The sequence below is a fragment of the Bacillus sp. DE0042 genome, from assembly GCF_007680225.1.
Taxonomy (GTDB): domain Bacteria; phylum Bacillota; class Bacilli; order Bacillales; family Bacillaceae_G; genus Bacillus_A; species Bacillus_A wiedmannii.
The window spans coordinates 738,714-752,345 of record NZ_VEJP01000001.1; the positions used below are offsets into that span (position 1 = coordinate 738,714).

Here is a 13,632-nt window from a genome sequence, read left to right on the forward strand (position 1 = left end):
TTTTCTGCCTTTTTTCTATTTTAGCGTATAATAGAAACATGCAGTAAATAAGGAGTGGTAATGATGAAAAAAGTAGAGCAATTATCTTCTCACCTATATCTTATTGATGATTTTGATTTACAACATAATGAACGAACTGGTACGTACGTTTTATTAGGTGACGATATTACTTTAATTGAAACTTGTGCAGCCCCTTCTCTTCCGTATATTTTAGACGGCTTACAACAATTACATATTGATTTAAACGAAGTTAAAAACATTATCGTTACACATGTTCATTTAGATCACGCCGGGGCTGCTGGTTTAATGATGGAAAAGTGTCCAAATGCTACTTTATATGTGCATTCTCGCGGTGCTCGTCATATGATTGATCCAACAAAACTCATTTTAGGCGCAAAAGCTGTATACAAAGAAGATTTCGATAAACTATTTGATCCAATTCTTCCTATAGAAGAAGAACGTGTTCATATTGTACAAAATGGTGATACATTACAGATTGCAAAAGACCGCATCCTGACGTTTTATGATACACCGGGACATGCTAAGCACCATATTAGCATTCACGATTCATTAACAAATGGCATTTTTACTGGCGATACAATAGGAATTTACTATAGAGAACTCGCAGACCTTGGTGTAGAACTATATTTACCATCAACGTCCCCTTCACAATTCCAACCAGATGCGATGATTGCTTCTAAGAATCACATTCAAAGTATGAATGTAGATACTATTTATTTCGGTCATTACGGTGCATCATCCAATGTTACAGAAGTATATAACCAGCTTGAACATTGGTTACCTATTTTCGTTCATACTGGTAAAGAGGTCTTTGAACAGTATAATGATTTCGATGAAGCGACTAAAGCTTTACAAACTATATTAATGGATAAGATCTCTTCTCACCTCACAAAGTTAAACGTTCCATCAGATCATTCCGTTTATAACATTTTACATCTAGATATAGAAATTAGTGCGATGGGCATTATAGATTATTTCACGAAGCAAGAAAAAGCAAACCCCACTATTAAATAACCGTAAAAGAAGAGATATACAACAGTAGTTATTGTATATCTCTTTTTTCTTTGAATATATTTTGAGTAAAGGATGGTGGAATGCAATGCAAAAAGTAATGCTATACCTCTGCTTTACATTATTTATCGTCTTATTATTATTTGTCGGAGTGAAAATTCAATTTTATTTAGATACAGATGCGCAGGTGAATTTTAACGTTTATCCAAGATTATTCTACTTTACACTCTTCCCTCTTATAGTTGGCATTTTATTACGATTTCTTCAATCCATTAATCGCGAAACAAGTAAACAAAACTGGCGCTTTCAACCGGATAAATTTATCGCTATTACTGTGCCTACGCTATTCATTTCCTTTTCTCCAGCTCTACTCTTTTCACCAGTTGGTGCGTACCTACCTTATTTAGCAAATATTATTCTTATAAATACAACTTTTGTTACGATAATTAGTTTAATAGCTGGTTATTCCCTTTTAGATTGTTTTATACAAAAAGATAAGGAGCATAGTAAGGAATATAACTAAGTGATTTCCCACTTTTATTTTATTAAGCAAATCAAGATAATTATGCCCTGACTTGTATGCAAAAGAACTTAATGTTCAATTTTTAAGTGTCGTTGGTTATGGTAGTTTATTTATAAGTGCAATACTCCTTGTAAGAGTTGCTATACATACGGTAAGGAAATTTATGTAATAACAAAACGAGTATGAAATCGCATAGATTTTATACTCGTTTTTTATTGTTCATATTTTTAATCGGTAATAGGAAATTTATGTTAAACTTAAGAAAGTCGTGCACTAAGTCAAAATACATTTCAAACAAGGGAGACTTATTATGAAATTAGGTACTTTCTCGTTTCTAACGTTTCTCGCAAGTATATGTTCTTTCTTTATTTTAAGAGGACCTCATGCAAATTTAACTTTAATTATTGCGATTCTCAGTATACTTTCATTACTCGGAATTATTTTTGCGATCGCATCAAAAAATTGGTTATTCGGAATAGTTGGTACAGCATTAAATGCAGTAATATTAGTATTTGTATATTTCTTATTGCTAGCAAAAGGAATAGGTGGTTAATATGTTTACGTTTCAATAAGAAAACCTCACAGCTTAGGCTATGAGCTTTTTTATTTATCGTACCTTTTCATCTACATACTCCATAAACTGCTCTGCTTTCATAAATCTTTCTTTGTACGCCTCAGGTATATCTTCTACTTTTATTCCACCAGTTGATTTAGTCTTCACTCGTACTATTTCATGTGTCATTAAAGCTTCCATATAGCGATCAAACTCTTCTTGTGTTAATACTTCTTTACTAGATTTATGACCATTTAATTTATCAAAGTATGGTTGAAGGCTCATACTTAAATTTTTCATTTCTTCTCTTTTTCCTAGTGATAATTGATCATAATCAATATTACCGTTCGAATCCCCGTACTCAAGTTTTGCATTTGTTAATTTCTTCAGTTCTGTTGTAAACTCTTCATATTCCTTCGCACCCATTTCATCTTTCGCTTCTGATAATTTTGCATTAAAACGCATATACGCTTCTAATGTCATTGCTCCAGCATGTTTTTTTAAATTCTCAAAAGATCCGTATATACCATCCGCCATAATAGATTGGTAAGCAAAACCAGTCGTTGGGATTAAAAATACTGCTGCAAGCACTCCTGCAATAAGTCGCTTCTTCCTTTTGTTACCCCTGCGATTCATTTTAATCTGAACAATTACTTTTTCTTTTAACTCCGGCGGGGCAACAATCCCCTTCGCTTCTTCTTGTATAGATTCTCTAACTCTACAATCTAAGCTCATTTCACATTCCCTACCTCTCCTAAAAAGATTTCTTCTATTTGTTCTTTTTGGCGTAGTTTCTTTAATGCCGCATGAATTCTAGACTTAACTGTACCGATTGGAATATGTAATATTTGTGCTACTTCTTCTTGAGAGTAATCGTGTAAGTATCTTAAGATAATAACTTGTTTCAATTTATACGGTAACTTATGAATGAGTTCGATTAATTTTTGATTTGATATTTTACTTACAACATCGTTAGAAAAATCAATTTGTACTGGTTTTCTTTGCTCTTCTGCTTTTTTTACAATTCGCAGTCGCATCCATCTCTTTCTTCTATAAGAATGAATTTGTTTAATTGCAAGTCCAATTAGCCAAGGACGAAATGGCTTCTCGACATCATATTTACGAAGCGATTCATATAGTTGTATGTATATTTCCTGAACGATATCATCTACATCCGTTTTATCTTCTATTAAAAAATGTGCTGTTTTATATACTTCTTGAATCGTTTTATCGTACAATTCGCTATATGCTTCTTTATTGCCTGATAAAGTTAATTGGATTAAATCTGAATACAATGTTTCATCCTTCATGTACCTTCCCTCCCTTGTCATACACTATATATTGGCAAGTAATTGATGTTTCGTTCGATTTTTTCAAACATTTTTTATATAAATTAATATAATGATTCAATGAGTTCATAAGCTTCACTTATAACCTTGCATAACTATTATATAATTTTCCAATTTCTAATGAAGACTTAAAATGATTTATATAGTTAAATTTAGGAGGATATATGATGAAAGCTATCGTTGTAACGTCGTTCGGTGGTCCTGAAGTGATGCAATATACAGATGTGGATATACCGGTTATTTCAGAAGATCAAGTTTTAATTCGTGTTGTTGCTACTAGTGTAAATTTCGCCGATATTAAATCACGATATGGAAAAAAAGGAAATAAAGCACTACCTTTTATTCCAGGTATAGATGCCGCTGGTATTGTAGAACGTGTCGGTTCTCATGTGAAAAATATTTATCCTGGACAACGTGTCATTGCTTTTCCTCAAAATGGATCTTACGCTGAATACGTTGTTTCAAATGAAAATCTTACTTTCGTATTACCTGATGAAGTTGACTTTCAAATTGCAGCTGCTTGTCCGATCGTATCTTTTACAAGTTATAATTTACTCGCAAATGTTGCACGACTTCAACAAGGCGAATCAGTACTCATTCATGCGGCTGCTGGTGGAATTGGTACTACAGCGATTCAACTTGCAAAACGATTAGGGGCTGGAACCGTTATCGGTACTGTCGGAAATGAAGCGAAAAGTAAAATCGCTTTAGACGCTGGAGCTGATTATGTTATATGTCATCAAGATGTAGATTTTGTAGAGAAAGTCAATGAGCTGACAAATGGTGAAGGGGTTGATGTAATTTTAGATTCTATTTCTGGAACGGTTTCGGAAAGAAGTTTAAAATGTCTTGCTTATTACGGTCGCCTCGTTCATTTCGGTAATGCAAGCGGTGAAATTGGTAACTTTCAAACGAAAGATTTACACGCAAGTTGCCGCTCTATACTCGGTTTTAGCTTTGGTACTACACGAAAAAAACGTCCTGAACTACTCCAAGAAACTGCAAATGAAGTTTTCCGTTATTTACGTGATGGCCGTCTGAAAATGAAAGCTGCGAAATCTTTTCCACTTCAAGATGCAGGGAAAGCACATGAATGGGTCGAAAGTAGAAAAAGTACAGGGAAAGTAATACTAACTGTTCAGTCCCCTTCCTGAAATGAATACTTGAAACCGAGGTGTCATTCATGGGATCACGAATTATGCATGCTATTATCGCTAACAGGATTGCCGAAAAACTAAATATCCAAGATAAAACTTCTTTCATACTTGGAGGCGTAGCCCCCGATGCTGTGCATTCAAAGATAGAAAAAGTCACCTCACATTTTTACGCTGGCTCAACAAAAGACTATACGAGACGAATTGATTATGAATCATTTATTCATAAATATAAAGATTATATGGAGTCCCCTTTTCTCCTAGGCTATTGCACCCACCTCATTGCCGATGATAATTGGCTAAGCGGCTTTTTTCTACCTTGGCTTAAAAACAGAATCGAAAATGACGAAACTATCGCGCCTATGTACTACAACGACTTTAAATTATTGAACGCAAAATTACTTTATCATTACGATAAAGAACAACGGCTCTTCTCTCTTCTCAATCAAGAGGCTCACATTATAGATATTGAAGAGGTTTCTAAAGAAAACGTTTTAGCTTTTCGAAAGTATCTTTTTGAAGATATGTTGTATCCAAAGCAACATTTACATGAAGACTTACAAGTATTTACGTTTAATCAAATCATTGGTTATATTGAGACAGCTATTAAAAAAGGCGTATTTTATATTAATCAACTCTCTAATGAAAAATCCACTTCAAACATGTAATCCCCCTCAATATATTTGAGGGGGATTTTCACATAGCAATATTATTATTTGTTCTTTTCCATAACCGCAAAATAATTGCCTTCACTATCAGCAAAGTTAAACACTTTACCAGAAGGCATAGTTACCATTTCGCCAACAGTAACATTTTTATTTTTTAAATCTGTATATAGTTGATCAAGATTTTCTGAGAAGAACATTAGGGACGGTGTACCAAGATTTAATTCTGGGCTCATCTTAGAAATAACTTCTTTATTATGTAATATAATGCTCGTTTCTGCACCGCTATTCGGAGCAATTTCAATCCATCTCATTCCTTGCTTGTTATCTTCCTCTGCAACTACATGAAACCCTACCTTTTCCGTCCAAAAATGTACTGCCTCATCTTGATTATTTACATATAACATAATTTGTCCGACTTTATGAATCATTGTTTTTCCCCCTAATGGTTTTAATATTCTATGTAGGTTTCTACAGGTACTATTATTATTCCTTTTTTCATTCAGTTGAATACTTGTAAATCGCTAGTTAGTGAACTGTGAACTACCCACCACTTAGTATCTCTTACGTGCTTACCCGGAAGTGGAGGCTTCTCGGTTCATCGTTACTTTTGATAGCTAACCCCTTGTTCCAAAGGTCATTTTGTTACTATTTATGCCAACGCTAAGAAGCTTATGGCTTCTTTTTTGATATTGATAGCTGCGTTATAATCACGACTGATTGTGAGTCCACATAATGGCATTTCTTTTTTATTTTCACAACGACTACACATCTTTGTAGAAGGAAACCATTTATCTATTTTTACAAGCTGTTTACCTTGTTCTTGTAGCTTATATGCTAAAAAAGGGCGTGAGCATCCGCCAACCGTTATCCGCTACACTCTTACCAAATCTAAGTACTCGTGACATTCCTTTCATATTGTATTTAATAAATCATGGTAATGTTTAAGGTCGATTATGGCTATAACTCTATATAAGCTTTTTCCCCACCTGGAATCTTAAATTTCTTTACATCATATTCTTTAATTATATATTTCTTTATCGCTTCAAAATCTTTACCAAAAGCAAGAATTGGATTTTTTGAGAAATATATTATTTCTTCCTCGTCATAAATTCGGGCTTTGATTACTTCTTTGTCAGAGTGAAACGATAAATTGACTCCTTTGTAAAAATATTCATAGTATCCCTCTTCATCCTGTTCACTCTTATCTTCAAAAGGAACAGATTCAATATGATATATAGTTCCATTTACATTTATTGATTTCATACAACACTACTCCTTTTTAAGAATATCCATCAGAACGTAAAGTGATAATAAAGTTGTTTAAATGTTGTTCAACTAAAACACCCGTTAGTTCACTTAAGGTAATCCTATTAAACCTGGAGTAACTCCTTCTATTCTTGCCCAGTCAAATAAAGTTTCAACTATCATTTGATTCTTACATTTAATTTTTAATAAACTGCCTTCTGAAGTCGTACTTATTTCAAAATGCTCAATGATATTTTCTGTTCCTAAACTTTCTATTGTTAAATTGCGAATAGTAAAGAAAGAGATTTCTACATAAATTACATCCCACTTATTCCAGCGTTTAGGTTTATATTCAACGTTTTCTTTTGTCATCAATTGGATAACTAAGGTAGGGCCATCCCTTTTAAGACACACTTCTAATAACTCTGCGTCTTCAAATTTTGGTATTTTTCCAAAAATGCTAATTAACGCCTGGGGATTTAAAATTTTTAATTGATCAATCATTTTTATACTCCCTATTTATTATTCCTCTTCTCAAAATAATAATGTTTCTCCATCCCATCTACTTGTCCCATTCTTGTATTGTACTCAGGTCTTTCATTTTAATGAGTTGGTTGATCTCCAATGCCACGTTTCCCGAAGATATGACCGGCTAAATGATCTAGAATTATAATTTTTTATCCATCGACTTCATATGTGAATTCCTGGGTCATAATAGGCTGTTTTTTATCGTTTAGTATCCATTTTTTGAAGAGTCAATGGGCTTTATGTCGCAACACTCAAAATGAATTTCATAATATTCTTCCTCAGAAAATATTTGTACAATTTGTCCCGTGCCCTTATCAGCAATTGTAAATTCGTTAGTTTCAGAAATGTCCCAAAGCTCCTCAATAAATTTTGTGAAGTTCAATATCCTAACATTTGCCCATATCGGTTCTAAACAATTAGGAACTAATATAAAATATTCTGTTATATGATTTGAAAAATTTAAAGAAGCTAAAGAATTTTCAATCCATAAAATATACTTACTTTTAACATTACCAATTGGAATACAAAACTTTGGTTTAGAGTCAACCTTACGAAACTTTTTCAATGGTATATCGAATAGTTCTATCCATGCAGAATCGGGATTTTCAAATTCAATAAATTTTAAATTTGAAAATAGGCTAATGATTTTTTCAGCACTAATTAATGCCTTCTTCCTACGAATCCTATCATTTTGATATATCATAATCTATACGCCTCTCATTTATTATAATAAGTATGATGATCGTTATTAAGCCTGAAATGTTCAAATATCTTTTCTTCATAAAAATCCTGTCTTTTTTCAAGACAATTATGGATGGTATCTTCCTTTCACGAGCTGTTGTAGACCCACTCTGTATTCCACGTTCAATAATATTTTTTCATAATAATTCAATTCTATCTTAAGGTCAGGGAAGGTTTTCGGCATTCTCGTTCGCCAGGGGTTCGCAAAATCTGTGTAATATTTAAAACTTCGATTCTAAAACACCACGTTTTATGGGGGAGAGATAAATCCCTTTAAATATATTTGCATTACTTCGGATATGTCCACTTTATTCTACTGATAGTTCTCTATGGAAAACAACTATAAAATATGGAGTAATTAAATTTAAGTGAAAAAAGACCACACTTTCTAGTGTTTTTTACGCTTCAATATCTTTCCCTTCTGCTACCACTGTATCTCGCCACAACACAAGTAGTTTTCTAAATTCAGAGGTCTCAATTTTACATTGGTTATTTGGGGCACTCATAAATAAGTTAATAGCACTAGTATAATTAGGTTCAATGTAGACTGCTGCTACGTTCCCTTCTATTTCATATTGTGGAACTTCTTGCTTCACTACAGTATCTAAAATCTGTATATACTCATCTGCTTCATCATCTAAAATATCTTCTAAAAAATGAGAAATTATAGAAATCTCTTTGGGTAAACGTATTCTTAATCCGCCGAGTCCATCACGATAAAATTCGTATATGTATTCCATTTTTCACCTCCTAGTATAAATAGATTACATATTTATTATCTCATTATTCTGTATAATTATTTCTATTTTAAATCTGAGAGAGGTTTTTCTTACATATCTAACTGTATCGACTTCAATCTTATTATTATTTGCTTCTCACGCTTTGGAATTAACAGTTACTGTCGTACGTATTGCATGTGGTATTGTTTTTGAACTGCTTCAGAATCAGAACTCATTTGCGTAGCAATTTTTTCAGCTTTTTGAACATCACTTTGAAAGATTGCCATTATAATATAACTCCTTACTGTAATATGTTTTTTAATTACAAAAGAAGAGCCTATGTAGTTTTTTATATTAATGATATTTAACAGGGAATATGTAGTATTTTCATATAACCCAAAGTATAGACCCTATATCAATAAGTTAATCCATAAAATGGAGCACATCATTAATTATACCAATACATCCTTACATTGACTTAGAAAAAATTTAAGTTAGTGAATAATCTTTCTATATATTTTTAAGAGGAAATAATTAGTTACCTAAAATGAGCATATTGACTCAAATAAAAAAGGCGTAACTATAAATAGTTACGCCTTCCCTATTATTTATCCCGTAAACGTCCGATTGATGAGGGATAATAATCAGCGGAGGAATCCCCACTGATTAAAGTTTCACATTATCTAGGCTTTTTCTTCCCAGTAAATGCTGGTTTCTTTTTCTTTGGTGCTTTCGGTTTCGTTTCTACAAATGATCCGTTGAACATTTCTTGCTTTGTAAATACGATGCCTAGTTTTTTTGCAAATTGAAGTAATTTACGCTCTTCTTGTTGTGTTACAAGAGAAACGACTGTTCCTTCTTTACCCATACGTCCTGTACGTCCTGAGCGGTGTATATATTGGTCGACTGTGTCTGGTAACTCCAAGTGGATTACATGTGTTAAATCATCGATATCAATACCGCGTGCTGCAATATCAGTAGCAAGTAGAATTTCTAATTTCCCACCGCGGAAAGCACGCATCGTTGCTTCACGCTCTTGCTTACTTGCTTCTGCATGAAGAGCTGCTGCTTTCATTTTACGGAATTGCAATTTCTGAGTAATTTCATCTAAACGGAATGGGTCATTTAAGAAAGCAACTGCTTTTACATCGCCCATATGCATAATTCTTCTTACGTAATCATTTTTTTCGCGTCGCTCACAAATGATATACGTATGCTCAACTAAGCTTTTTGACTCCGCACGTGTTATACGTACTAATTGTGGTTCAACTGCTAAATCACGTGCAGCATCTTCTGCCGCTTTTGTAATTGTCGCCGAGAAGAATACTAATTGACGATCTCGCATTGTAGACTTAATTACATCTTGTACTGCGCCCATCATCTTTTGTTTTACAATTTGATCAAACTCATCAAATACAATCGTTTTCACTTCATGCATCTTTAGCTTTTTCATTCGAATTAATTCTAAAATACGTCCTGGTGAACCGACAATTACTCTCGGATGTTTCTTTAATTTTTCAACTTGGCGCTTAATATCTGCACCACCAATTAAAGATGCCCCTGAAATTTCAGTCCCTGCTGTAAACTTTTGAACCTCTTCGTGAATTTGCATTACAAGCTCACGTGTTGGCGCTAAAACAACAACTTGTGGTTGTTTTACTTCAGGATTAATTTTATGTAAAAGGGGTAATAAGTACGCTAATGTTTTTCCTGTTCCAGTTGGAGATTCAGCTATAACGTCTTGCCCTTCTAAAATAGTTGGAATCGCTTGTTTTTGAATTTCAGTTAATTCTTTAAAACCAGCCTTCTCCCAAGCTTGTTGTAAAAATGGTTGCATATCTTTTATCATTTGTTTTTCTCCTTTATCTCTATTTTTGAAGAAAATGTTGTATTGTTCGCACCGTTTCTATCATGTGTGAAATAACAGCTATTAAATCATCAACATGGTCTTCTGTAATCGCTTTTTGAAATAGAACCTCTACCTTATTATGATATGAAATCGCTTGCTTATTATATTCGTATGAAATTTTTTGCGTAATCATTCTTTCTTTTCCCCATATAGAATGCATGAAAGTTTCAATTTCTTCACACACTACCTCTGGTTTTTCTATCGGGAATGAAAATGCTAACTTCATTTCACAACCTGGTGTAAATTGTGGTACTTCCAATATTTCACCAGACAAGTTCTTTGCATCTACAGATAGTGAAAATGTTGCTTTTACTACCGGTTCGAACGGTTCTGTTAATTGAAATGAAATATGGTATATACGACTTAATGAGGCAAGGTCCATCATATCTTTTCGATCTGTTACAAGAATATCTCCATGTAAATCAAAATCATAAACAGCACCTTCTACGATTACTTTTAAATTATCAAAAGCAGTTGGATCAAACATAATTTCCTCCAAAAAACAGGCGCCTTTCGATGGAAAGGCGCCACTTGATGTATATATAGTTTACAGATAAACGAGATGAATTACAACCTTTTAGAATAAACCTACTGCTTTTCCATCTTCATTTACATCCATTTGTAGTGCTGCTGGCTGTTTTGGAAGGCCTGGCATTGTTAACATTGTTCCTGTTAACGCAACGATAAACCCTGCACCAATAGATGGTTTTAGCTCACGAATTGTAACGATAAAGTCAGATGGACGACCTAATTTTGTTGCATCGTCAGAAAGAGAGTATTGTGTTTTAGCCATACAAATTGGTAGGTTACTCCATCCTTCTCCTTCATATTGAGCTAATTGCTTACGTGCTTTCGGAGCAAACTCAATATCTTTTGCACCATACACTTTTTGAGCAATTGTACGAATTTTTTCTTCTAATGGTAATTCTAATTCATAAAGTGGTGCGTAGTTGTTCTCACCTTTTTCAATTTCTTTTAATACTTTTTCAGCAAGGTCAACTCCGCCTTGGCCACCCTTTTCCCAAACTTCCGTTAAGGATACTGCATAGCCACGCTCATTGCACCACTCTTGTAAGTATGCAACTTCTGCATCTGTATCTGTAATAAATTTATTAATTGCAATTACGAAAGGTACACCGAAGCTTTGAATTGTTTCAACATGCTTCTGTAAGTTTTCCATACCTTTTGCTAATGCGTCTACATTTTCTTCTTTTAATTGATCTTTTGCTACGCCACCATGCATTTTAAGCGCACGAATAGTCGCAACAATAACAACTGCTTCTGGTTTAATACCAGCTGCTCGAGCTTTAATATCTAAAAACTTCTCTGCACCTAAATCAGCACCGAATCCAGCTTCTGTAATAACATAATCACCTAATTTTGCTGCCATTGTTGTAGCGATAACACTGTTACAACCGTGAGCGATATTCGCAAATGGTCCGCCGTGAATGATAGCTGGTGTATTTTCTAACGTTTGTACTAAGTTTGGTTTTAATGCGTCTTTTAATAATAATGTTAACGCACCTTCTACACCTAAATCTTTAACCGTTACAGGTTGATTTGCAAAGTTATAAGCAACTACGATGCGAGATAGACGTGCTTTTAAATCTTGAATATCTGTTGCAAGGCAGAATACGGCCATAATTTCAGATGCCACTGTAATATCGAAACCGTCTTCACGTGGTACACCTTGAACTGGTCCACCAAGACCAATTACTACGTTACGTAGGGCACGATCATTTAAGTCAACACAGCGTTTCCAAACGATTTTACGCGTATCAATCCCAAGTGTGTTTCCTTGTTGGATATGATTATCAATAAACGCCGCTAACGCGTTATTAGCAGTTGTGATCGCATGAATATCTCCAGTAAAGTGAAGGTTAATGTCTTCCATAGGTACAACCTGTGAAAAACCACCTCCTGCTGCTCCACCTTTTAGCCCCATCGTTGGTCCAAGAGATGGTTCGCGAAGTGCAATTACTGTTTTCTTACCAATTTTATTAAAAGCTTGACCTAAACCAACTGTTACTGTTGATTTACCTTCTCCAGCTGGAGTTGGGTTAATCGCTGTTACTAAAACAACTTTACCGTCTTTCTCGTTCTGTAAGCGCTTAAAAATATCAAGAGATAACTTACCTTTATAATGTCCGTATGGCTCTAATTCATCTTCTAAAATATTTAATTCAGCTGCAATTTCTTGAATCTTCTTCATACTCGCTTCTTGTGCGATTTCAATGTCGGATTTAACTGTTGTAGTAGTTGTCATATACCCTAGTCCCCCTTTAATTGGTTCTGATGATATTGTATCAGTTTTTTGTATTTTCTGCACTTATTTACCTCCTAAAAATTCTTTCATTTCTTTATATGTTTTTTAACATAAATACCCATAAGAATGTTAACGATTGTTGTAACTCGATAGGTAGTTGACCTAGCATCTTCTCATTTACTCCGCGCTTATATACACCGATGCCATCTACAACTTCAAAACCTTGTTCTTTCGCTAACTGTTCAAATTCCCAAGGCATCATCGTATTACAAACAACGTCTTTGCCGTATAAACGAGGATAGCTGTTCTCTCGAGGTTTTGCTGTCGGTCCTAAAATTGCAATACATGCATACCCATCGCTTTTTAAAACGCGCTTTATCTCATTTAATGCTCGTAATGGTTCCTCGGTCCATTCTAAAGAATTAATTGCCATAATTGATTCAAATTGCTCATTTTCAAATGGTAAGGAAGAAAGATCCCCTTTTATAAAAGATAAATTCGGTCCTTCTCCGCGCTCCTTCCCTTTTTGAATCATCACTTCTGATAAATCTACTCCAACTGCTTTGTAGCCCGCGCGACTTAATTTATATGTACCGTATCCATCCCCACAACCAACATCGAGCACCTGAGCTTCTTTCTTCACATACTGTTCAAAAAATGGAATAATTGTACTCCTACTCCCGCTATCCCACATCTCCTGACTATTTTGAGTCCAAAATTCTGCACTACTATCCCATTTTTTCTCTGCTGATTCATGCCAATTAAATTTCGTCATACATTCCCCTGCCTTCACGTTTTATCACTCATTTCATTCTACACCATTTTCCAAAATTCCTGTTTATCTTCACTAGGAGATGTACAAGCTAATAATGGAATCTTTATTCTCCAATTTTTGCTTTACTTGGGTTTAACTCATACTCATGTTCTTCTCTTTATGTAAGATAC

Annotated in this window: 17 protein-coding genes and 1 pseudogene; 5 read left to right on the forward strand and 13 right to left on the reverse strand. The window is 34.2% G+C overall.

Annotated features, from left to right (window positions below; all coding sequences use genetic code 11):
* Positions 1 to 63 precede the first annotated feature (63 nt).
* The 3 genes from FS802_RS03455 to FS802_RS03470 all read left to right on the forward strand — a co-directional run bounded on the left by FS802_RS03455 (position 64) and on the right by FS802_RS03470 (position 2,108).
* Complete coding sequence (locus FS802_RS03455) at positions 64 to 1,035, forward strand: MBL fold metallo-hydrolase (protein ID WP_000754992.1); 972 nt, start codon at positions 64 to 66, stop codon at positions 1,033 to 1,035.
* 85 nt (positions 1,036 to 1,120) lie between these two features.
* Complete coding sequence (locus FS802_RS03460; protein WP_001174532.1) at positions 1,121 to 1,555, forward strand: hypothetical protein; 435 nt, start codon at positions 1,121 to 1,123, stop codon at positions 1,553 to 1,555.
* A 310-nt stretch (positions 1,556 to 1,865) separates the two neighbouring features.
* Positions 1,866 to 2,108, forward strand: coding sequence for a hypothetical protein (locus FS802_RS03470; RefSeq protein ID WP_000766029.1), 243 nt, complete (start codon positions 1,866 to 1,868; stop codon positions 2,106 to 2,108).
* Positions 2,109 to 2,162: 54 nt separating this feature from the next.
* Here the strand turns inward: FS802_RS03470 and FS802_RS03475 are convergent, their stop codons facing one another.
* Positions 2,163 to 2,843 (reverse strand): DUF3600 domain-containing protein, encoded by a 681-nt coding sequence (locus tag FS802_RS03475; RefSeq protein ID WP_000050694.1) that lies wholly within the window; start codon positions 2,841 to 2,843, stop codon positions 2,163 to 2,165.
* Positions 2,840 to 3,418: a sigma-70 family RNA polymerase sigma factor gene (locus FS802_RS03480; RefSeq protein ID WP_000651110.1), complete on the reverse strand. Its 579-nt coding sequence runs from the start codon at positions 3,416 to 3,418 to the stop codon at positions 2,840 to 2,842. Before FS802_RS03480 ends, FS802_RS03475 begins: the two co-directional genes overlap by 4 nt.
* Positions 3,419 to 3,624: 206 nt before the next feature.
* On the opposite strand from FS802_RS03480, the gene FS802_RS03485 reads away from it, so the two are divergent.
* Positions 3,625 to 4,611 (forward strand): quinone oxidoreductase family protein, encoded by a 987-nt coding sequence (locus tag FS802_RS03485; RefSeq protein ID WP_000644660.1) that lies wholly within the window; start codon positions 3,625 to 3,627, stop codon positions 4,609 to 4,611.
* 29 nt (positions 4,612 to 4,640) lie between these two features.
* Positions 4,641 to 5,279 carry a zinc dependent phospholipase C family protein gene (locus FS802_RS03490; RefSeq protein WP_000535607.1) on the forward strand — a complete coding sequence of 213 codons (639 nt, stop codon included), beginning with the start codon at positions 4,641 to 4,643 and terminating at the stop codon, positions 5,277 to 5,279.
* 44 nt (positions 5,280 to 5,323) lie between these two features.
* Here FS802_RS03490 and FS802_RS03495 read toward each other — a convergent pair whose 3' ends face one another.
* The 11 genes and pseudogenes from FS802_RS03495 to FS802_RS03545 all read right to left on the reverse strand — a co-directional run bounded on the left by FS802_RS03495 (position 5,324) and on the right by FS802_RS03545 (position 13,462).
* Positions 5,324 to 5,707 (reverse strand): VOC family protein, encoded by a 384-nt coding sequence (locus tag FS802_RS03495; protein ID WP_000581455.1) that lies wholly within the window; start codon positions 5,705 to 5,707, stop codon positions 5,324 to 5,326.
* A gap of 221 nt (positions 5,708 to 5,928) precedes the next feature.
* Positions 5,929 to 6,196: pseudogene (locus tag FS802_RS03500) on the reverse strand (zinc ribbon domain-containing protein); the annotation flags it as partial.
* Between the two features lie 40 nt (positions 6,197 to 6,236).
* Positions 6,237 to 6,542 carry a hypothetical protein gene (locus FS802_RS03505; protein ID WP_000836245.1) on the reverse strand — a complete coding sequence of 102 codons (306 nt, stop codon included), beginning with the start codon at positions 6,540 to 6,542 and terminating at the stop codon, positions 6,237 to 6,239.
* 93 nt (positions 6,543 to 6,635) lie between these two features.
* Complete coding sequence (locus FS802_RS03510) at positions 6,636 to 7,028, reverse strand: immunity 50 family protein (RefSeq protein ID WP_000566971.1); 393 nt, start codon at positions 7,026 to 7,028, stop codon at positions 6,636 to 6,638.
* A gap of 98 nt (positions 7,029 to 7,126) precedes the next feature.
* Complete coding sequence (locus FS802_RS32015) at positions 7,127 to 7,198, reverse strand: hypothetical protein (RefSeq protein ID WP_478209787.1); 72 nt, start codon at positions 7,196 to 7,198, stop codon at positions 7,127 to 7,129.
* Between the two features lie 59 nt (positions 7,199 to 7,257).
* The gene (locus FS802_RS03520; RefSeq protein ID WP_000640276.1) at positions 7,258 to 7,755 is read right to left on the reverse strand and encodes a hypothetical protein; all 498 of its coding nucleotides are present in this window, start codon (positions 7,753 to 7,755) and stop codon (positions 7,258 to 7,260) included.
* Positions 7,756 to 8,191: 436 nt separating this feature from the next.
* On the reverse strand, positions 8,192 to 8,533 hold the full coding sequence (locus FS802_RS03525) for a hypothetical protein (protein ID WP_000455778.1): 342 nt from the start codon (positions 8,531 to 8,533) through the stop codon (positions 8,192 to 8,194).
* Between the two features lie 658 nt (positions 8,534 to 9,191).
* Positions 9,192 to 10,361: a DEAD/DEAH box helicase gene (locus FS802_RS03530; RefSeq protein ID WP_000588608.1), complete on the reverse strand. Its 1,170-nt coding sequence runs from the start codon at positions 10,359 to 10,361 to the stop codon at positions 9,192 to 9,194.
* Positions 10,362 to 10,380: 19 nt separating this feature from the next.
* The gene (locus tag FS802_RS03535) at positions 10,381 to 10,908 is read right to left on the reverse strand and encodes a hypothetical protein (protein WP_000460226.1); all 528 of its coding nucleotides are present in this window, start codon (positions 10,906 to 10,908) and stop codon (positions 10,381 to 10,383) included.
* A 90-nt stretch (positions 10,909 to 10,998) separates the two neighbouring features.
* Positions 10,999 to 12,687: a formate--tetrahydrofolate ligase gene (locus tag FS802_RS03540; protein WP_012644371.1), complete on the reverse strand. Its 1,689-nt coding sequence runs from the start codon at positions 12,685 to 12,687 to the stop codon at positions 10,999 to 11,001.
* Between the two features lie 94 nt (positions 12,688 to 12,781).
* On the reverse strand, positions 12,782 to 13,462 hold the full coding sequence (locus tag FS802_RS03545) for a class I SAM-dependent methyltransferase (protein WP_000160053.1): 681 nt from the start codon (positions 13,460 to 13,462) through the stop codon (positions 12,782 to 12,784).
* Between the last annotated feature and the right edge of the window lie 170 nt (positions 13,463 to 13,632).